Annotated in this window: 14 protein-coding genes, 3 tRNA genes and 1 pseudogene; 5 read left to right on the top strand and 13 right to left on the bottom strand. The window is 26.9% G+C overall.

Going from position 1 to position 19,803, the window contains the following annotated elements; translation table 11 throughout:
* Positions 1-22: 22 nt before the first annotated feature.
* Both Bmayo_RS01030 and Bmayo_RS01025 read right to left on the bottom strand, forming a co-directional pair.
* Positions 23-1,769, bottom strand: a pseudogene (locus Bmayo_RS01030) (BB_0208 family protein).
* Entirely contained in the window at positions 1,756-2,592 is an 837-nt protein-coding gene (locus Bmayo_RS01025; RefSeq protein ID WP_075552489.1) for a UTP--glucose-1-phosphate uridylyltransferase, read from the bottom strand. The pseudogene Bmayo_RS01030 and the gene Bmayo_RS01025 overlap by 14 nt, the downstream one beginning before the upstream one ends.
* A 52-nt stretch (positions 2,593-2,644) precedes the next feature.
* Between Bmayo_RS01025 and rsmD the strand changes: the two genes are divergently transcribed.
* Positions 2,645-3,214, top strand: coding sequence for a 16S rRNA (guanine(966)-N(2))-methyltransferase RsmD (rsmD, locus tag Bmayo_RS01020; RefSeq protein ID WP_075551918.1), 570 nt, complete (start codon positions 2,645-2,647; stop codon positions 3,212-3,214).
* Between the two features lie 3 nt (positions 3,215-3,217).
* Here rsmD and Bmayo_RS01015 read toward each other — a convergent pair whose 3' ends face one another.
* The 7 genes from Bmayo_RS01015 to Bmayo_RS00985 form a co-directional block, all read right to left on the bottom strand.
* Positions 3,218-4,768 carry an HD-GYP domain-containing protein gene (locus tag Bmayo_RS01015; RefSeq protein ID WP_076342427.1) on the bottom strand — a complete coding sequence of 517 codons (1,551 nt, stop codon included), beginning with the start codon at positions 4,766-4,768 and terminating at the stop codon, positions 3,218-3,220.
* A 28-nt stretch (positions 4,769-4,796) separates the two neighbouring features.
* Positions 4,797-4,869 (bottom strand) — tRNA-Phe (locus Bmayo_RS01010).
* Positions 4,870-4,888: 19 nt separating this feature from the next.
* Positions 4,889-4,961: transfer RNA gene (locus tag Bmayo_RS01005), tRNA-Phe, on the bottom strand.
* A gap of 308 nt (positions 4,962-5,269) precedes the next feature.
* Positions 5,270-6,241: a protease modulator HflC gene (gene hflC, locus Bmayo_RS01000; RefSeq protein WP_075551916.1), complete on the bottom strand. Its 972-nt coding sequence runs from the start codon at positions 6,239-6,241 to the stop codon at positions 5,270-5,272.
* On the bottom strand, positions 6,242-7,177 hold the full coding sequence (hflK, locus tag Bmayo_RS00995; protein WP_075551915.1) for an FtsH protease activity modulator HflK: 936 nt from the start codon (positions 7,175-7,177) through the stop codon (positions 6,242-6,244).
* Positions 7,178-7,225: 48 nt separating this feature from the next.
* Positions 7,226-8,464, bottom strand: coding sequence for a hemolysin family protein (locus Bmayo_RS00990; protein ID WP_075551914.1), 1,239 nt, complete (start codon positions 8,462-8,464; stop codon positions 7,226-7,228).
* An 84-nt stretch (positions 8,465-8,548) separates the two neighbouring features.
* Positions 8,549-8,621, bottom strand: a tRNA-Cys gene (locus tag Bmayo_RS00985).
* Positions 8,622-8,735: 114 nt separating this feature from the next.
* Here Bmayo_RS00985 and Bmayo_RS00980 point away from each other — a divergent pair.
* On the top strand, positions 8,736-10,262 hold the full coding sequence (locus Bmayo_RS00980) for a UDP-N-acetylmuramoyl-L-alanyl-D-glutamate--2,6-diaminopimelate ligase (protein WP_075551913.1): 1,527 nt from the start codon (positions 8,736-8,738) through the stop codon (positions 10,260-10,262).
* A 1-nt stretch (position 10,263) separates the two neighbouring features.
* Positions 10,264-11,349, top strand: coding sequence for a D-alanine--D-alanine ligase (locus tag Bmayo_RS00975; RefSeq protein WP_075551912.1), 1,086 nt, complete (start codon positions 10,264-10,266; stop codon positions 11,347-11,349).
* 6 nt (positions 11,350-11,355) lie between these two features.
* On the opposite strand, the gene Bmayo_RS00970 is transcribed toward Bmayo_RS00975, so the two are convergent.
* The 4 genes from Bmayo_RS00970 to prfA are packed head-to-tail and all read right to left on the bottom strand — an operon-like array spanning position 11,356 to position 17,503.
* Positions 11,356-13,617, bottom strand: a complete 2,262-nt coding sequence (locus tag Bmayo_RS00970; RefSeq protein ID WP_075551911.1) for an RNA polymerase beta'' subunit family protein — start codon at positions 13,615-13,617, stop codon at positions 11,356-11,358.
* Positions 13,607-15,610, bottom strand: a complete 2,004-nt coding sequence (gene spoT, locus Bmayo_RS00965) for a guanosine-3',5'-bis(diphosphate) 3'-pyrophosphohydrolase (RefSeq protein WP_075551910.1) — start codon at positions 15,608-15,610, stop codon at positions 13,607-13,609. Before spoT ends, Bmayo_RS00970 begins: the two co-directional genes overlap by 11 nt.
* On the bottom strand, positions 15,567-16,427 hold the full coding sequence (gene prmC, locus Bmayo_RS00960; RefSeq protein WP_075551909.1) for a peptide chain release factor N(5)-glutamine methyltransferase: 861 nt from the start codon (positions 16,425-16,427) through the stop codon (positions 15,567-15,569). Before prmC ends, spoT begins: the two co-directional genes overlap by 44 nt.
* A gap of 2 nt (positions 16,428-16,429) precedes the next feature.
* On the bottom strand, positions 16,430-17,503 hold the full coding sequence (prfA, locus tag Bmayo_RS00955) for a peptide chain release factor 1 (RefSeq protein ID WP_075551908.1): 1,074 nt from the start codon (positions 17,501-17,503) through the stop codon (positions 16,430-16,432).
* Positions 17,504-17,836: 333 nt separating this feature from the next.
* Between prfA and Bmayo_RS00950 the strand changes: the two genes are divergently transcribed.
* On the top strand, positions 17,837-18,976 hold the full coding sequence (locus Bmayo_RS00950) for a tetratricopeptide repeat protein (protein ID WP_075551907.1): 1,140 nt from the start codon (positions 17,837-17,839) through the stop codon (positions 18,974-18,976).
* Positions 18,973-19,782: a TatD family hydrolase gene (locus Bmayo_RS00945; protein WP_075551906.1), complete on the top strand. Its 810-nt coding sequence runs from the start codon at positions 18,973-18,975 to the stop codon at positions 19,780-19,782. Before Bmayo_RS00950 ends, Bmayo_RS00945 begins: the two co-directional genes overlap by 4 nt.
* Positions 19,783-19,803: the final 21 nt, after the last annotated feature.

Raw genomic sequence — 19,803 nt, 5'->3', positions numbered from 1 at the left:
TTCCCATTCTACTTAATTTAGATTAAATGTCTTTAGCTTTCATAAGCTCTTTTTTTAAAATTTATTTTTTGCTTCAATTTTGTTTTGAAAAAAGAAATAAATTCTAATAAATTATTTTTTTCATTAGATTTTATCTTTTTATTGCTTTTTAATTCTACCAGATTCTCACAATATATTAAATAGCATATTGCAGGTAGTAATTTTTTCTCATTTTCATCTTCCAATTTTTCAATAAGATTAAATCTTATATTTTTGAGAATGATTTTTAAAATTCTTGATCTTGTTTTTAGTGATTTTATTAAAAGATATGATCTTTGGTAATCTAGTTGGTTGGGATTTATTTTTTGTATTTTTATTATCTTTTTAGGTATTGTAATTTTATTTTCGTCAAGGTAAAGTAGTATGTCTGATATAAATTTGAAATGCTTATTTTCAATATTTGGGTAAAAAGATAAAAAATATACAAATATTTGATTTTGTATTTCAAAGGTTTTAGTTTTGAAAAATTCTTTCATGAGTTGACAAAAAATTTTTTCATCCTTTTTATCAGCATAAATATAGAATGCAATCCATCCATAAGTTTCTATATTCTGAGAATTTTTTTTTACATAATTCATAATACTTTTTAAGAATGCATTTTTAATGTATCTTTCTTTAAATATTGAGCTTTCGTAAGGGTTGAAATTTGTTTTGTCAAAAGATATAAAAAAATCTTCTGTTTGAAATTTTGCAGTTATAATTTCTTTTATTTTTTCTTTTATGTTAATTAATTTGTGTTTTTCAATGTATTCAAGTGCATTTATGAAAGATTCCCAATTATTAGATATTTTGTCCTTGAAAAACCAAGTTAAATATTTTTTTGTTATTGTTTTTTCAATTACATATAAATAGCACTTTAATGCGTCTTGAAAATTCTTTGGAGTGTATTGTGTAAAATCGCTAAAAAAATAATTAAAGTTAATGTTTTTACTCGAGCCTTTATAAAAAATTTCATTAAGACTTAAAGTTTTTAATGCACGTAAGTAGTTTAAAATTTCATTATATTTTAATGCTAGAATTTCTTCTTCCAAGTATTTGTAATGTTTTATTAAAATTTTGATAAAAATGTTTTTACTCAAACACCCAACCGGCCAATATGTAAGTATTAGTATTCTTTTTAATTTTATTAGTCTGCTTTCTTTGTTGGTTAAGCTTGATTTGAAAACTTTTTGATTTTCCGGTTGATATTTTAAATTTTTATTTAAAATATTTAATATTTCATTTTTATTTTTGTTTCTTACAGCTACCAGAATGTCTATTGTTTGTTCTAAGTTTTCAATATTAATATTGCTGGAAAAATTTAATATAATTTGCTTGTAAATATCTTTTTTTTCTTGAGAATAATAAGGGTTATTTTGTATTGCAATTAGTTTTAAAAAGTTGCTAGATTTTAGTTTATATGTTGTTCCTAGTTTTTTGGTGTTTATACTGGTTTCCTTACTTATTTGAGTGAAATTTTTGCTTCTTACTATTTCTAATATCCATTTTTTAATTGCTTCATTTTGAGTTTTTTTGTAGTAGTATTCTTCAAGTGAAGTATTTAATACATTTTTTTCTTTTTCATAATCATTGCTAATTTTTATAAGTTCAATTATTTTAGGTTTTTCTAATTTGTAAAGCTGGGAAGAAATGCTATATTTTAAAACTTTTTCTTCTATATATTTGTTTATATACTTTTTTAATATGGCAAGGAAGTCATAAAATTCTGAATCCCTTTTAATCGTTTTCATTTATTCCTTTTTTTATAATTTCCATTAAATTTTTATCTTTTTTTACAGAATTTATTATTGCCTCTAAATAACCTTCAAGAGTTCCTATGTCAATTCTTTTCCCTTTAATATTTTTATATAATACCTTTTTTTGATCCATTAGCCTTTTTAAGGCATAAATGTGATAGTATTCACCTTTTTGATGTAGTTTAAATCCTTCTTCCAAATGTTCAAAAAACTCATAATTGTACAAAAATCTTCCAATAGATGCTTTATTGCTAGGCTCGCTCCCAATTTTTGGTTTTTCAACAATGTTTTTTACATGGATTTCGTCTTTGTAGAGATCTATTACTCCGTATCTGTTTATATTTTCTGGATTTTCAATTATAGATATTATATTCTTTCCAGTTTTTTCATGAAGTTTGATTAATTGCAAGCTTAATGGTGGATTTCCAATGTAAAGGTCGTCAGGGTAAGCCACAATTACAGGTTCTTTATTTATCCAGGGTTTTGCATAAAGTAACGCATTTCCTGTGCCCAACATTTCTTTTTGCCTTATAAAGCTTATGTTAATTTTTTTGTTTTTAATCTTTTCTAATTCATCTTTTTTATTTTCTTTTAAAAAAACATTTTCAAGTTCAATTTCTCTGTCAAAATAATCTTCAAGAACTTTTTTTCGTCTTGAGCTTATTAATAAAATGTCTTTTATTCCTGAATCGATAAATTCTTGAATAATATAATCTATGGCTGGTTTGTTTAAAATTGGCAACATTTCTTTTGGAATTGTTTTTGTTATTGGCAAAAATCTTGTTCCATACCCAGCTGCCAGAATAATGCCTTTCATATTTTTCTCTCTTGAAATAAGATTATAGCAAAAATTTAATTTTATATATTCATTGTTTTTTAAAATTGTTTTAAAATTTTTATTTATGTATGTAAGTTCGGGTAAATATAAAGGTAAAAAAATTTTGTTTCCCAAAAATGGTTCTGTTCGTCCCGTTATGTCTCTTGTCAGAGAGGCCTTTTTTTCTATTATTTTCAAGGATATTGTTAATTCAAAATTTTTGGATGTTTTTGCGGGTACTGGCATAATGTCTATTGAGGCTCTTAGCAGAGGGGCTAGTCTTGTCCATCTTGTTGAATGTGATAAAAAAATTAAAATTACATTAGTTAAAAATTTTAGTTTTGTTGAGGAATTTTATAAATTCTTTTTTCAAAGAGCAGAGGATTTTTTGGGCAAAAAAGATCTTTTTTATGATTTTATTTATCTTGATCCCCCTTTTAATTATAAAAATAAGATTAATTTGCTTGAGATTATTTTAAAAGGTAAAGTTTTAAATGATAAAGTTAATATCATTATGCATTATCCTTCTGGTGAAGATTTGGACATAAATACATCAAAATTTTCAGTTTATAATTTAAAAAGGTATGGAGGATCAAAACTTATTTTTTTGAGAATATTGTAGTATTTATTTTTTTTCATAGCTAAAGAGAATTAATTGAATTTCATTTTTATTTAATTCTGAAATACTGTTTTTTATTAAAAAATCATCCACATTTTTTAATGTATTTTTTTTGTAATTTCCATTTGCATCTTTTATTAAAATTTCCTTGTTTTCAAGATCCATTATTATTTCTCCTATTTTGTAAGTTTGGTTTTTTTTGTTTATTATAGACAGATTTGGCATAATGCTCATTTTGTATTCAATAACAGCAGCTTGAAAAAGATTTTCATTATTATTTTTTTTGTTTACATCTACTATTTGCCCATAATCAAAAGGTGCAAGTATTGTTAAAAAATTTTCTAGCATCTTAATGTCAAATTTTTTGTTTTTCGTTTGCTCGTTTGGCTCTTTTCTGCTCCAGTAGTATTTTCCACTATTTTCTATTAGGAATTTAATAGCCTCTAAAGGGTTGGCGCTTTCTTTTATTATTATGGGATTTACCAATTCATCGTAAGTATCTACTATGCAGAAAATTCTAACAAGTTCATGAATAAATTTGTTGATTTTTAACTGTGGATGTCCAGTAGCATCAAGGTAGTCTTTTTGCCCATTGATTATCATTTTTGTAATAGCTGAAATATCTTCCCTTGTTCTAAACAAATTTTTAGCAATGTTAATATTTTTTTCTAAGTGTTCTATTTTTAATTTGTGCTGTTCTTTTGAATTTTTGTCTTTAAGGCTTATTTTATTCCCTATATTTTCCAATATTGTTGTATGCATTAATCCTATTGAGTGTATCAATGATCCAAGTGCGGCTTGCAGTATCATGTCTTCTGCATAAAAAAATTCTGTAAATTCGGTATATTCAGTTTTATCAAGAAAAAATTTTATAGTTGAACGAGGTGCATTTTTCAAAGACCTTATTTTGTTTAAATTTGCAATTGTAATTAAAAAGTAAATTGTTGTGTCGACTGAATGTAGTAGTATTGAATCACCCTCTGTTTTGACTTTTCCCTTAAAAAATTCATAGTCCCTTCTAGCAGAATATAAATATAATTTTTTTAAAGTTTTTTTATCTTTAAGGTTTTCTTTTGTCCTAAGCTTTTGAACATCAAAATAATGGTATATTTCTAATAAAATTTTTTGCAAAGATATTATTTTATGTCTTGGAAGTATTTTAAAGCTTCCTTCTAATATTTCTTTCCAATAAATTTGATTAGGCTCAGCCTCCATTAATGTATTTATTTTCATGAGCGGTTTTTTACCCTTGCTAATAAATATTGGGTCATCTTCTTTAAAGGGCTTATATACGTCTTTTAGATTATCTATTAGCTTTTCTCTTAAATAGTTAAGATCATCATTTAAAATTTCTTCATTTATTTTTTTTATCAGGTCCCCATATGATTTATCTTCTTCTTTTTTAAGTACAGGAATGTACGGCGTATTGCCTTTAAAAAGTATTTTAATGATTTTTTCATTTACTCTTGTGCCAAGTTTTGATAAGTTTCCTATTCTTGAAAAAATTATGTCTTGTTCGCTGAGATCTTTTATTTGCTTTATTTCTTTAAGTATCACTTTGAGATCCTTTTAATCTTTAAATAAATGTCGCCGAGGAGAATCGAACTCCTGACACAAGGATTTTCAGTCCTATGCTCTACCAACTGAGCTACAGCGACAATTGTAATTCAATTAACATGCTGCCGAGGAGAATCGAACTCCTGACACAAGGATTTTCAGTCCTATGCTCTACCAACTGAGCTACAGCAGCATTTTTATTCTAGTACCTTAATTTTTTCATAAGTATATATGTTTGTCAACTCTTTTTAAATTTTAGCTTTTAAAGTTAGTGCTAAAAATTATTTACAGCTAGCTTTTGGGTTTTAAAATGGGCAATTCTAAAAAATTTAATTAATTTTTTAGAATTGCAGTAATATATTTTTGAAGATTTTTTTAAATGGTTTTATTTATTTTTTTTAAATTTAAATAAAGATTTGCATTATTATTTAACTTGTAATAACAGAACTTTATAATTTATGTTTTAAAAGTATTTAAAGAAAAATTTATACTAATAAACTTTCAATTTCTTTTATGAAGGTATTGAAAGAAATCCATATCTGTTGAGAAAATTTTTCTTTTATCTTTTAATACTGTTTTGTAGCTTTCTAATGCTTGCCAGAATTTGTAAAATTCAATATTTTTGCCATATGTATTTGAATAAATTTTTGCGGCTTCTCGATCTCCTTCAGCTTTTATTTTTGCAGCAGTGGCTTTTGCTTCGCTTAATATTCTTAGTTTTTCTTTTTCTATGCTTCCAAGAATTTCTGTTTTTTCAGCTAATCCCATACTTCTTTGTTCTTCTGCGATTTGTTGTCTTTCTGAAATCATTCTGTTGTTTACAGATTCAATAAGGCTTGGATCATAAGTAACTTTTCTTATTAGTACGTCTACAATTTCAATTCCGATATCTTTAGTATTATTGTTTGCTATACGAATTATTTCTTTTTCGATTATTTTTCTTCCTTTTGTTATTTTATAAATACCATTAATTTTTGTTTCTTGTGGCGTTAGCACTCCATTAGACAAACGTTGAATTGGATCGTTTGAGCTTCTTATAATTTCAAGCAAAGGATATTTTGCAATAACTCCTCTAACAGCGGGTTCAATTGCTGCGTCAATTCTAACGTAAGCTCTGCTCATTGTTTTTATTGTTGTATAAAATTTATTTATGTCTGCAATTTTCCATCTAGCCGTTGTATCAATCCATATTAATTGCTTTTCTTCACCCCCTGTTGGGATTCTTTGAGGTTCTCCATCCCATCTAAGAATGATTTTGGGAAATATTTGCACATTTTCAATTAATGGGATTTTGTATTTAAGTCCAGCTAAACTTTCAGTTCTTTGAATTTTTCCAAGTCGAGTGGTTATTGAAATTTCATTTTCTTTCAAAATATAAATTGGCTGAAAAATAGACAAAATAGTCAAGCAAACTATTACTGTAAAGGTTATAATTTTTGCAGCAGATAATAAAAGATTTATTATAAATTTCATTTATTTTACCTCTTTAAATGGTAGAAAATTTTTGAAGTTTTTGTCAATTAGCTCAATGTTATCTTTGTTTTCAAGTATTTCTTTCATGGTTTCATTGTAAAGCCTTTCTTTTGTAATATCGGGATTTTTCAGGTAAGCGTCTAGTATGGCATTAAAAATTTCTGTGTCTGCTAATGCATTGTTTATTCTGCTTTCTTTGTATCCTCTGGCTTCTTCAATAACCTTTAATGCTTCACCTTTAATTTTGGGAACTATTTGATTAAATTCTTTTTTCCCTTCGTTTATGTATTTATTTTTGTCTTGAATGGCAATGTTTACATCTTCAAAAGCCTCGTAAACTTTTCCTTTTGGGGGTAGGGCATTTCTAATTTGCACTTGTACTACATCAATGCCCAAATTATAATTATCTATTATTTCATTCATAGAAGATTTTACCCCTTCTGTTACTCCCACTCTGTTGTCATTTATTATTTCAAAAATAGTATTATCCCCAATCAATCTATTCATTGATGACTTTGCAATATCTTTAATTGTTGTCTCAGGATCTTCTACTTTAAATTTGAATGAGTAAGGATCTCTTATTTTGTATTGCACTAACCATTCAATGTTTATTATATTTAAATCTCCAGTAATAATCATGCTTTCGTCGCTTGCATTATTATTTTCTCTAATATCGTTTGGAGATATTATAAATCCAAATTTAATTTCTTGGACTATTTTTACGGGTACAATAAATTTTTCTTCAATTAATGGAATCTTCACATGTATTCCTGAATCAAGAGTTCTGTTAAGCTTGCCAAGACGAAGCACAATTGCTTCTTCTGATGGCCCTACTATGAATATGTTTGCAATAACTATTATTGATATTAGTATTAAGGTAATAATAATTATTAAATATTCGTAAGTTTTATTAAAAAATTTTTTTATGTCAAACATTTGCTTCTCCTAATGTTTTAAATTATTTTTAGTAAGCGAATTTTATCACTACTTTTTGGATTTGATAAAAGTTATTGTTTCGATTTTATTATTCTGAATTTCCTTAATAAAATATTCTCCATCATTTGTTTTTACGGTTTCGTTTTTTGTTGGTATTTTGTCAAGTAGATCTATTAAGTATCCCCCAATTGTATTTGTATATTCTTTGTGTTTAATAGATATCCCAATTGTCTCTTCAATTTCGTCAAAGGTAGTTTCTCCAAGTATTGAGTAAGTATTTTCGTTGATTTGGGTAATCAGAGGCTTTTCCTCTTTAATGTCGTATTCGTCAGATATTGCTCCTAAAATTTTTTCTACTATGTCTTCTATTGTAAGTATTCCTGAAAAACCACCGTACTCGTCAATTACGATTGCCATTATTTTTTGTTTTTTTCTCATAATATCTAGTATGTCTTTTATTCTTTTGTTTTGTTGTACAAATACAGCTGGTTTAATAAATTGAGAAACATTTTTATTCATATCTTTTTTATTGACTTCTATGAGATCTTTAGCTATTAAAATTCCAATTATCTGTTCTCTGCTTTGTCTTTTATATATAGGAATTCTAGAGTATCCTTCTTCTTTGATCAATTTGATTACATCTTTTAGCTTTGATGAACTTGAGAGTGAAAAAACTTCTGTTCTATGAGTCATGATCTCAGAAGCTCTTACTTGATCTATGTCTAACATTTTTTGCATAAATATTCTAGAGTCGTTTTTTAAAATTCCTAAACTTCCTGCTAAAGAGAGCATATTTTTTATGCTCTCTTTAGTCATTTGGTAACTAGTCTTAACTTTAAAGAGATTTAATATTTTTTTTATTATTTTGTTTATTATATATATTAGTGGAGTTAATATAAAAATTAATGGTGTTAGAAAAAATGAAGTAGATAGAGCAATGATTTCATTATTTAGGATTGCAATTTGTTTTGGAAGTATTTCTGCAAAAATTAGAACGATTATTGTTATTAGGCCTGTTGATATTGCAAGTGAGTTGTTTCCATACTTTTCAAGTACAAATTTTGCTGTAAGTGTACTTGCTGCAATATTTGATATATTGTTGCCGATAAGAATGGTAGTAATTAATTTTGAAGGAGATTGAACTAAATTGTACACCGATATCCCCGATTTTCCTTTTTTTCTTATGTCTTGTATCTGAATTATGCTTAATGAAGTGTAAGCTGTTTCAGATGCTGAGAAAATAGCAGATAATATTATAAATAGTAGTATTGTGATTAATTCTAACATATATGTATTATTTTAATTTATCTTTAATAAAAATGCTTTAAATTATGCCTTTAAGTATAAAAATATTTTTGACTTGACCTTAGAAGGCGCTGACCGGAATCGAACCGGCGAATCAAAGTTTTGCAGACTTCTCCCTTAGCCACTTGGGTACAGCGCCTTTTAACATTGCTTAGTTTATTAAAAAAATAGAAAATTGTAAATATATTTTCTATTGAAGCATAATTTTGAATTTCTTAGATATTTTTATTAGTTTTATGTAAAATTTTAATGTATGAATAAAAAACTTAATGACGTTTTATTAAAATTAGATCAAGATTTAATAAAATGCGTAAAAGGTTCTCTTGATTTAGAAATATCGGGAGTTACTTATAGTTCTAAGTTAGTTTTGCCCGGGTTTGTGTTTTTCGCTCTTCCAGGAATTCATTTTGATGGGCATGATTTTATTGAAATCGCAATTCAAAAGGGCAGTAATGTTATTGTGTGTTCACAAGATGTGGATTTTTACAGTCCTAATGTTACTTATATTAAGGTAGATAACTTTAACATAAGAAAATTTATGTCTAATTTTTCAAATATTTTTTATGATGAGCCTTCAAAAAAATTAAAAGTTATTGGAGTCACTGGTACTGACGGTAAAAGTTCTGTTTGTTATTATATATATTTGCTTTTAAAAAAAAAAGGCATTAAAGTAGGTTTTATATCGACGGTATTTTTTGATGATGGGAGCGGGAGCTTAATTAAAAATCCTTACAGACAATCAACTCCTGAGTCTACAGAAATACATTTATTTTTAAGCAACATGGTTAAAAATAAAGCTCAATATGCAATTCTTGAATCTACTTCCCATGGACTTGACCCTGAAACAGCAAGGCTTATTGATGTTAATTATTTTGCAGCTGTTTTTACCAATATTGGACATGAGCATCTTGAATTTCATGGTACAATTCAAAATTATTTAAATGTTAAGCTAGGTCTTTTCCGGGCTGTTAGTGATGATGCTGGTTTTGGCGTTATTAATCTTGATGATCTTTATTCTTCTGATTTTAAGAATGCTGTTAAAAAATCTTTTACTTATAGCTTAAAAAGCAGTAAAGCAGATTTTTTTGTCAGTTTTATTGATGAGAAAACCGATTCTACCAGGTTTGAATTTTATCATAAGGGGGTTAAATATTTTGCTAATGTTAACCTGCTAGGGAGTTTTAATGTTGAGAATGTAATGGCTGCTCTTATTTTAGTTTCTCAAATTTTAAATAGCGATATTCAAGGCATTGTTGACAAGCTTATTTGCATTAAAAGTCTTGATGGGCGTATGGATAGTATTAATTTAGGACAAAATTTTTCTGTAATAATTGATTATGCCCATACTCCCGGTGCTTTTTCTAAGCTTTTTCCTATTTTTAAAAGATTTACTACCAATAGATTGATTTCTGTTTTTGGTTCTGCGGGAGAAAGAGATATTGAAAAAAGATTTTTGCAAGGGCAAATTTCAGATATTTATTCTGATTTAATAGTACTTTGCGATGAAGATCCAAGAGGCGAGAATAGCATGTGTATAATTAAAGACATTGCAAAAGGAATTGTGAATAAAGTTGTAAATCAAGATTTATTTTTTATTCCTGATAGAAGACAGGCTATTGAAAAAGCAATAAGTCTTGCAAAGGCAGGAGATTTGGTTGTGGCTTTGGGTAAAGGACATGAAAGTTCAATAATTTATAAAAATAGAGAAGTTTTTTGGAATGAGCAAGAGGTAGTTAAAAATGCTATTTTAAGTTTAAAAAAATTAGAAAAGGAGAAGTGATGTGAAAAAAAATCTTATGTTAATATTTGGTGGCGTTTCTTTTGAGCATGAAATTTCTTGCAAATCTGCTTATTGTATTTATTTAGCCCTTTTAAATCTAAATAAATACAATATTTATCCTGTTTATATTGATAGGTGCACAGGTGTTTGGTATTTATTAGATTCTGTTTCTAATCCTCCAAAACCCATTAATATAGATGCTTTGCCTATTGTTAGTTTGTTGCCAGGTCTTGGAATTTTTTCAAATAACAAAAATCTTGAGATTGATGTTGTTTTCCCCGTTGTTCATGGAAGAACTGGTGAGGATGGTGCTATTCAGGGTGTTTTAAAAGTTATGGACATTCCTTGTGTTGGTGCTGGTATTATAGGGAGCGCTATTTCTAGTAATAAGTATTTTTGCAAACTTTTGCTTAAAAGTTTTGATATCCCCTTAGTGCCTTTTATTGGATTTAGACAACATGATTATTTTTTAGATAAAGAGGAAGTAAAAAGAAATGTAAAGGAGATTTTGGGCTATCCTGTTATTGTTAAGCCTGCAGTATTAGGTTCTTCAATTGGAATAAATGTGGCTTACAGTGAAAATCAGATTGAATCTTTTATTAAGGAAGCTTTAAAGTATGACCTTACCATTGTAATAGAGAAGTTTATTGAGGCTAGAGAGATCGAATGTTCTATTATTGGGAATGAAAAGATGAAAATATTTTCTCCTGGGGAAGTTGTTGTGCAAGATTTTATATTTTATGATTATGATGCTAAATATTCTGTTATTCCTGGAAATTCTATTATTTTTAATATTCCTGCACATCTTGAGACAAATCAGCTGTTAAGTATTAAAGAATATGCCTTTCTTGCTTATAAGAATTTAGAACTCAGAGGTATGGCAAGAGTTGATTTTTTTGTTGAAAAAAAATCAGGAACAATTTATCTTAATGAGATAAATACTATTCCGGGATTTACTGATATATCTATGTTTGCTAAAATGTGCAGCAATGATGGCCTTAAGTTTAAAGACTTGGTAGATAATTTAATCGATTATGCTTTTCAAAGTTACATTAATAGAAAAAAAAGGATTAATTTTGATGAGTAATTTAGATTAATTTAATTTTAAAGTTTTTAGATTTTCAATCTCTTTATCATTTTTTAGTTTAAAGTATTCAAGATTTTTATATTTTTCTGATTTAGGCAATATTCCTGAATATTTTATTTTGTAAGAGTAATTTATTTTTATTTTTTTTTCTTCTGTATTATTAGTTTTATTGTAAATTTTAACTTGATTTTTTTTAATATGAAGATTTGCAAATGCTTCATATGCTATGTCTTCTTGAGATTTAAGAGTAAATGCAATTGTTGTTTTTTTAGAGTTAATGTTTTTAAGCGAAAAGATAATTTTATTGGCTAATATTTTATAAGGGGTATTGCTTTGATAAATTATTAGTTTAGATGCGTTTTTAAAGTGAAGCTCGATTTGATTTGCAATTTTTTGAGTAACCAAATCGATTCTATAAACAGCTCTTTCTGCTATATCTATTTTTTTAAAATCAATATTCATTAGTTCATCATTGGCTTTAATGTTAGTTTTTAATGTTTTTTCATTTGCTTTTAAAGTTAGGTTAAAATCATTTGAAATTATTTGAATAGGATTTTTATTGCCTTTTGGGTATTCAATTTTTATTTTATTTATTTTTTCTGGAAAGCTAACTGTTTGTTCTATTTGTATTGTATGTCCTTCTTTATCAATATTGCTAGATATTATGATTGCGGTTATTAAAAAAAAAGTTACAAGACTCAGTTTTTCAGCTTTTTTTAAATTTTGTTTAATTTTTGAGAGTTTAGATTTTAAATGTTCTGAGATATTAATAAATATGGTAGAGAAAAGACAAATTGATGTTAGATAGCTTAGTGTGAGTGTATTTGTGATTGATGTAGTATTTTGTATTAATGTTATTAATATAAAATTGATTATCCAAATGATTAATACTATTATTTTTCGAATAATAGTATTTTTATTTGGCTTTATTAATAACAGAATGCTTTTTATGATAATTATTAAGATAAATTCTATTTTAATAAACATTAATATTATTAGCTCAATAATAGAGGTTGATATTGCTAGGTATTTAAGTTGCCTGTAATTTAAATATATTGTGAAATTATATGTAAAAAGAGATAAAAGATTATGTATGAGTAAAGTTGCAAAAAAAGTTATTAGATATTTGGGATTTGCTATGCTGTAAACTACTGTGTTTTCATAGTCTGCAAATATTTTACTTGTAAGCAATAAGGATAAATACGTACTTAAAAATAAAGTAAAAAATAATCTTACTAATTTATAGTAGTTATTTTTTACTTTTTTCATGACTAGTCCAGCTTCTTTAAATTTTCTAATAAATACAATTATAATTAAGTTATAACAAACGTAGATTAATGCTATTAAAGCAATTTCATTGATTATTATTTTTTTAAAAGGCGCATCAATGATAATATAGTGTATTTCATCGGTATTTTTATTTTGATTAGTTAATGCTTCTTCGATTGATTTGTAAATTTCAAAAATAGTATTTTTATTTTGAGTTAATTTGGTATTTAAATTATTATTTATTATTAAAAAGGGTATAGATTCATCCCGATATAGATTGTATAAGTTGTTTAGTTTTTTTTCAGTTATTTTTGATGTATTAAAATCAAGTTTATTTTTTTCAAAGGTTTTTATGATAGTTTTTAAAAATCCCAAATTTGTTTTTGAATTTATTATGAAAGATTCATTTTCTAAGTAAATTTTATTTTTTATTTTGTTTTCGTTTAGCAATAAGTATATTGTATTTGTATTTTTACCTAAATACTTATTGCTAAGTAAAATTCTGCTACTAATTATTGTATTTTGCTCTAAAGAGTCGTCCTCAACAAAAAAAAAATTTATGTTGTTTTTAGGGTTAGTATTTTTAAGTTTATTTAAAAGCTCAATTGCAATTCCAATTGCTAAATTATTTTTTAAATTATTTAGTATTTTAATTGGGACGATTATATTATAAATATCTGCGTTTTTCCCTTTGATTTTAGAATGTATTATTTTTTGTGAATATCCAATAAATCCAATTTCTTGTAAAGAATATTCCACATATTTAATTTCATTTGTATTAAAATATTTTTTTATATAATTAAAAGTGTTTATTATTTTTTCTTGTCTTTCATTTAGTTGATTAATTTTTCTAATATGAGTTTTTATACTCTTTTCAGTTTCTATTTTTGCAATATTATTGCTTGAATTGGATACATTTTTTTCCATTTTATTTTGTGGCACAATGGTTGAGCTTGTTGAGTTAATTAATAAAAATGATAACAATATCTTAATTGTCATAATTTTTAATGTCTTCTTCTATTTGCATTATTTGTAAAATATTTGGGTTTTCTTTTAAAGCAGAAATAATTTTTGTTATATTTTTAGTATTTGATGAGACTATTATGTTTGTTATTCCATGCCCATTTCCACAGTCTTCTATTTTTTCGCTAATAAGTCTTACGTCATTGATTGTGAAAATGTTTTCAAGATAACTAAATATTCCTTTCAATTCTTTTAAAAGCAAAATAATGTGATGCACTTTTCTAGTTGGCGTTGCTTCCCACTCAACTTCAATTAATTGATTTTTTTTATAAGATTTGATCTTTTGACAATTTTCATTGTGCACTATTATCTCATCTTTATGTATTATTCCAATAATATCTTCGCCTGTTGTTGGACTACATTCAGGGTCTATTGCGATTCTTTTTATTTTGGTTTTGGTATAAGCTTTAAATAAGCTAAAAAGCTTTCTTTGTTCTTTGTTTGCTCCAACAAGATACGCAATAATATTGTTGTCTACAAAAATTGTGTTGTCATTTTTGTTAAGCCACGATCTAATTTTTGATCGGGCTTTTTTTGTTCTTACGCTGTTTAGCCATATTACATCTGGTTTTGAGTCTTTTGATGTGAATATTTCAACAATTTGTTCGTTTTTAAGTGGTTTTGTGATTGAACTTATTTTTCCATTTATTTTTGCATAAAGAGCTTGGTCTCCAATATCTGTGTGGATTATGTATGCAAAATCAATTGAATTTGATCCAAAAGGAAGTTCTACTACTTCTCCTTCTGGGGTGTAAACATATATGAATGTATTTAACAGCTCTTTGTGTATATCATTCATTGAATATTGATTTTTGTTGGCAGATTCTTGTTGCCATTTTTTTATTCGGTTTATAAATGAAAGATCATCAGCTTTAAGCGCAATTTGTTCTTTGTATATCCAGTGGGCTGCAACTCCGTAATTAGCAATTCTGTCCATTTCTTCTGTTCGAATTTGTATTTCAATAAGTTGGTTATCCTCAGGTATTCTTACGGTAGTGTGTAGTGATTGATATTTATTTTCTTTTGGGCTTGCAATGTAGTCTTTAAGTCTTCCTGGGATTGGTTTCCACACTCTGTGAACAATTTCTAGTATTTCATAACATTCTTTTTGTTTTTTACAAATTATTCTTATTCCTAGAGTATCAAAAATTTGAGTAAGCTTGTTTGTTCTTGTTTGCATTTTTCTGAATATTGAATAGAAGTGCTTTGATCTTACTGTAATTTCTGCTTCAATCCCGCTTTTTTGAAGTTCTTTTTCTATTGACAATTTACCTTTGTATAATTTTTTTTCTCTTTCTATTTTTGTTTCAGATAAAAAATTTTTTATCTCTTTATAATCTTTAGGATAAAGATGTTTGAATGAAAGATCCTCAAGATATGTTTTAAGAGATGAGATTCCAAGGCGTTCTGCTATTGGAACATAAGTTGAAAGGCAATCTTTTGCGATCCTGTCTTGTCTGTTTTTGGGTAAATAAGAGAGAGTTGTCATATTATGAAGTTTATCTGCCAGTTTTATTATTATTATTCTAATGTCATGTGTCATTGCAAAAAACATTTTTGAGATAGTATTGGCTTCTTTTATGCTTCTTGTTTTATTATGTAAATCGTGAATTTTAGTTACACCGTCGATTAGGCTTAAAATTTCCTCGTCAAATTCTTTTACTATTTCTTCTTTTTCAATATTTGTATCTTCAAGTACGTCATGTAGTAGTCCAGCAATAGTTGCTTTAAAGTCTAGTTGAAATTTGGCAAGAAATAATGAAACCATTATTGGATGAATAATGTAAGGCTCTCCACTTTCTCTGTATTGGCCATAGTGTAGCTGTTCTGCTATTTCTAGAGCTTTGAATATGTTTTTTCGTTCAAATTCATCTTTGTAAGTATTCTCAACAGTTTTTTTAAAAATATTTCTAGCTTTTTCAAGATCATTTATTTTTATTAAATGTGCAATCTCGTATGCTTGTATCATCTTTTTGTCCCAATATCAGCGCCCTTGCTCTCTTTTCAAGATCGTAAATAGTTTTTAAATGTGAAAATCCTTTTTTGATTGCAAAATCTTTCAAACTTTCTATTTGCCAAGGAGCCGATTCTATTATTATTAGTCCATTTGGGTTAAGCTTTTCTTTTGCTTGGCTTAATATTTTTCTAGAAATATTAAGCCCATCTTTTCCAAATCCCAAAAGAGCTTTTGTGGGTTCTTTTTTTATTTTATTTTTTATTTCTAATTCTTCTTTATTTAAATAAGGAGGATTTGTAATAATTATATCAAGCTTTCCCTTTATACATTCTAGCAAATTAGAGTGAATTATTTCTACAAATTTTTCAAGTTTGAGCTTATTTGTATTTTTTGCGACTATTTGTAAAGCTTTTGTTGAAATATCTGAGAGTATTACTTTTTTTTTCATGTAATAGGCAATAGAAAGCCCTATGCACCCACTACCGCAGCATAAGTCTAATATTTTTTTAAAACCATTTTGTTGAATTTGAATTAAGGCTTCTTCAGCTAAACATTCTGTATCAAATCTTGGGATTAATACATGCTTGTTTAGGTTGAATTCAATCCCCATGAATTCTTTTTTTTGAAGTATGTAGTGAATAGGCGTTCCTTTTTTTATTTTATCTATTTGATCAAAAAAAAGTTTTTTTTCTTTTTTTGTTAAGCTTTTTTTTATATTTGCAATTATTAATTCTTTTCTGGTTTTTAAAATTAATTCAAGTATTAGTAGAGCTTCTATTGTATCTAAATTTTTACTTTTAGCATAATTTATAACTTCGTTTACATTCATTGCTATACGTTGTTGCTTTTTAATGTTTGTTCTTGAAGCTCTATCATCAAAGGATCAAGAAGTGGATCAAGTTCTCCTTGCATAAATTCTTCTAATTTATAAAGAGTGATGTTTGCTCTATGATCTGTTATTCTATTTTGAGGAAAATTATAGGTCCTAATTCTTTCAGATCTATCTCCTGAGCCGACTTGTTGTTTTCTATTGCTTGATCTTTGCTTTTGTTTTTTGGAATCTTCAAATTCATAAAGCCTTGCTCTTAATATTTTCATTGCTTGATCTTTGTTTTTATGCTGGCTTCTTTCGTTTTGACACTGCACGACAATTCCTGTTGGCAGGTGCGTTATTCTGACTGCAGAATCAGTTGTATTGACGTGTTGCCCACCAGCTCCAGATGATCTGTAAACATCAATTCTCAAATCTTTTTCATTGATATCAATTTCAGTTTCTTCAATATTAGGTAGTACTGCTACAGTAGCAGCCGAGGTTTGAAGTCTTCCGTTAGACTCTGTTATAGGAATTCTTTGTACTCTGTGAACTCCACTTTCGTATTTTAGTTTTTTAAATACATCTTTTCCTTTAATTTCAAATATTATTTCTTTAAATCCCCCAAGTTCTGTTTCATTGAAGTTTATGATTTCTGTTTTCCATTTTTTTTTCTCTGAATATTTTATATACATGCTATAAAGATTATTTGCAAAAATAGCAGCTTCTTCTCCACCTGTTCCAGCCCTAATTTCAATTATTATATTTTTGCTATCATTTTCATCTTGAGGCAAAAGTAGTATTTTTATTTGATGTTCAAGATCTTCTTTTTTTTTGTCCAGATCAATTAGTTCTTGTTTTATTAGTTCTTTCATTTCTTGTTGCTCTTCTTCTTCCAAGATGGTTTTGTTATCATTAATTTGACTTAGTATTTTTTCGTATTCAATTTTTATTTTATTTATTTTTTCTAAATATGTATATTCTTTTATTATTTTTGAATATTTTTTTTGATCTTTAATTAGATTTATATCTTGCAATTTCTCTTCTATCAACTTAATCTTACTTGTTGCTGAATTTAATTTTTCTAAAAGCATTATGATTTCTCCTGAAAGATAGTAATAGTTTATATTAATTTTAGATTTTTTTGTTAGACTTTTTAATAAGTTTTGTGCGAATGACCATGTTTATGTTTTATTTTAATATTTTTTAAAACTGCCTTTATTAAATAAATATAATAAGCTTGATTAAAAAATCAATTATATTTTTTCATGTTTTTTTATATAATGAATGTTATTAAGTTGGATATTAAAGTTAGATTAAATTTTGTTGTATTTGTATATAAATTGAGCTTTACGTATTATTATTTGTGGTGTGTTTAAGAGTAGTTAAAGTTATATCTTTGGTAAACCGATTTAAAAGGGGTATTTATGTTAAATGAAAAAATTTTGGATGTTTTAGAAGATCTCTCGAGTATTTCTGATGATCAACTTCTTGATGTCACTGAGAAATCAAAAAGAGGGTATCAGTTGATCAAAGAAGAAAGACTTTCTGAAGCAGAAAGTTTATTTTCCGATATTCTTGAAAAGGATAATGAGAATAATTATGCTCTTGTTGGGCTTGGGGACATTGAAAGGAAAAAGAATAATTACGATAAAGCAATAGTTTATTATCAAAAATGTCTTGTAAAGCATCCAAGTAATAATTATGCTCTTTTTGGACTTGGAGATTGTTACAAAAATTTAGATGATTATAAAAAAGCCACAGACATATGGGAAGAATATTTAAAATATGATTCTGAGAATATAACAGTTTTAACAAGAGTTGCGGCATCTTACAGGAAGCTAAAAAATTTTCAAAAATCTAAGCAAACTTATCTTAAGGTAATGGAATTGATGCCTGAGAATGATTATGCGCTTGTAGGTATTGGCCATTTATATTATGACTTTAAAGAATATAAAGAGGCTTTAAAGTATTGGCTTAAAATGTATGAATTAAATCAATCCAAGGTTGATGTTAGAGTATTAACTTCAATTGGCAATTGTTATCGTAAGCTTAGGGAATTTACCAGAGGAATTTATTTTTTTAAAAAAGCTTTAGAAATTTCACCTAGCAATTTTTATGCTGTTTTTGGACTTGCTGATTGTTATAGGGGGAATAAGGAGTACAAAGAGGCTTTAAAATATTGGCTTGATATTATCGAAAAAGATCCAAAAAATAATTTGGTTCTTACAAGAGTGGGAGATGCTTATCGCCATTTGAATGATTATGAAAATTCTCAAATTTATTATAAAAAGGCACTTGATGTTGATTTTGATATGTTTGCCATACTTGGACTTGCTCTTCTTCAAAAGGAACAGGGTAAATATGAAGAAGCATTAATGGCTATTAAAAGTTTAATTAAAAACAATCCTAAAAATTCAGCATTATATGTCAGTGCTGCTGAATGCTATGAAGCATTAGGTCAGATTGGAAATGCTGTTGATATTTTGTCAAGCTTTTTACATCTTGGCATGAAAAATATTGTTGTTATTGACTATCTTGCGGCTCTTAGGAAAAAAATGGAATGACGGACTGCTTGCTTGAAGCTGAAAAATCTATTTTTTTTGATAAATTAATAGATACCCATGTTCATTTTTATGAATTAAAGAAAAGATCTTTGGATGTCAATTGCATTATTAATGAATGTTTTAAAAACGGCTTTTCTTATTTTCTTGATGTTGGCTTGCACCCTAGTGATTTTAATGATAGAAAAGATCTTTTAAGTCCTTATTCTAATGTGTTTTTAACATCAGGTATTCATCCTTTAAATTTAAGTGATCATTTTAAAGATGATATTAAGCAGCTTGAAAAGATTTTGATTAGTGAAAATGTTGTTGCTGTTGGCGAGATAGGTCTTGATTATTTTAAAGCAGATAACAAGGGATTTCAAATTAAAGTTTTTGAAGAGCAATTGTATTTGGCTAGTAAATATAAAAAGCCAGTTATTTTACATATAAGAGATGCGTATGATGATGCCTATAATATTGTAAGGTCTTTAAATTTTTTAAATAGGGGCATATTACATTGTTATTCAGGAACTTATGAGTATGCTAAAAAATTTATTGATTTGGGATTTAAAGTTTCTTTTTCAGGTAATATAACTTTTAAAAATGCAGAACCCTTAAGGATTCTTGTTGGCAAATTAAATACCAACGATCTTTTAATAGAAACCGATAGTCCTTTTTTAGCTCCAGTGCCATTGAGAGGTAAAATAAATTCACCTTTGTTTTTAGGATATGTATGCCTTGAGATTGCAAGGATTAAAAATTGCTCTGTTAATGATATTGCTATTGCTGTATACAATAGCTTTAAAGATCTTTTATTGTTGCATTAAATTTTATTTATAATTATTTGT

The sequence above is a fragment of the Borreliella mayonii genome, from assembly GCF_001945665.1.
GTDB lineage: Bacteria > Spirochaetota > Spirochaetia > Borreliales > Borreliaceae > Borreliella > Borreliella mayonii.
The sequence above is the reverse complement of the archived record's forward strand: the minus strand, read 5'-3'. Positions and strand labels throughout refer to the sequence as shown.

Excerpts from the sequence above, each read along its gene's own strand:
- hflK (WP_075551915.1), bottom strand. The coding sequence starts at position 7,177 with ATGTTTGACATAAAAAAATTTTTTAATAAAACTTACGAATATTTAATA.
- Bmayo_RS00970 (WP_075551911.1), bottom strand. The coding sequence starts at position 13,617 with ATGACAATTAAGATATTGTTATCATTTTTATTAATTAACTCAACAAGC.
- Bmayo_RS00945 (WP_075551906.1), top strand. The coding sequence starts at position 18,973 with ATGACGGACTGCTTGCTTGAAGCTGAAAAATCTATTTTTTTTGATAAA.
- Bmayo_RS01025 (WP_075552489.1), bottom strand. The coding sequence starts at position 2,592 with ATGAAAGGCATTATTCTGGCAGCTGGGTATGGAACAAGATTTTTGCCA.
- prmC (WP_075551909.1), bottom strand. The coding sequence starts at position 16,427 with ATGAATGTAAACGAAGTTATAAATTATGCTAAAAGTAAAAATTTAGAT.
- Bmayo_RS00950 (WP_075551907.1), top strand. The coding sequence starts at position 17,837 with ATGTTAAATGAAAAAATTTTGGATGTTTTAGAAGATCTCTCGAGTATT.
- prfA (WP_075551908.1), bottom strand. The coding sequence starts at position 17,503 with ATGCTTTTAGAAAAATTAAATTCAGCAACAAGTAAGATTAAGTTGATA.
- Bmayo_RS00990 (WP_075551914.1), bottom strand. The coding sequence starts at position 8,464 with ATGTTAGAATTAATCACAATACTACTATTTATAATATTATCTGCTATT.
- spoT (WP_075551910.1), bottom strand. The coding sequence starts at position 15,610 with ATGATACAAGCATACGAGATTGCACATTTAATAAAAATAAATGATCTT.
- Bmayo_RS00980 (WP_075551913.1), top strand. The coding sequence starts at position 8,736 with ATGAATAAAAAACTTAATGACGTTTTATTAAAATTAGATCAAGATTTA.
- hflC (WP_075551916.1), bottom strand. The coding sequence starts at position 6,241 with ATGAAATTTATAATAAATCTTTTATTATCTGCTGCAAAAATTATAACC.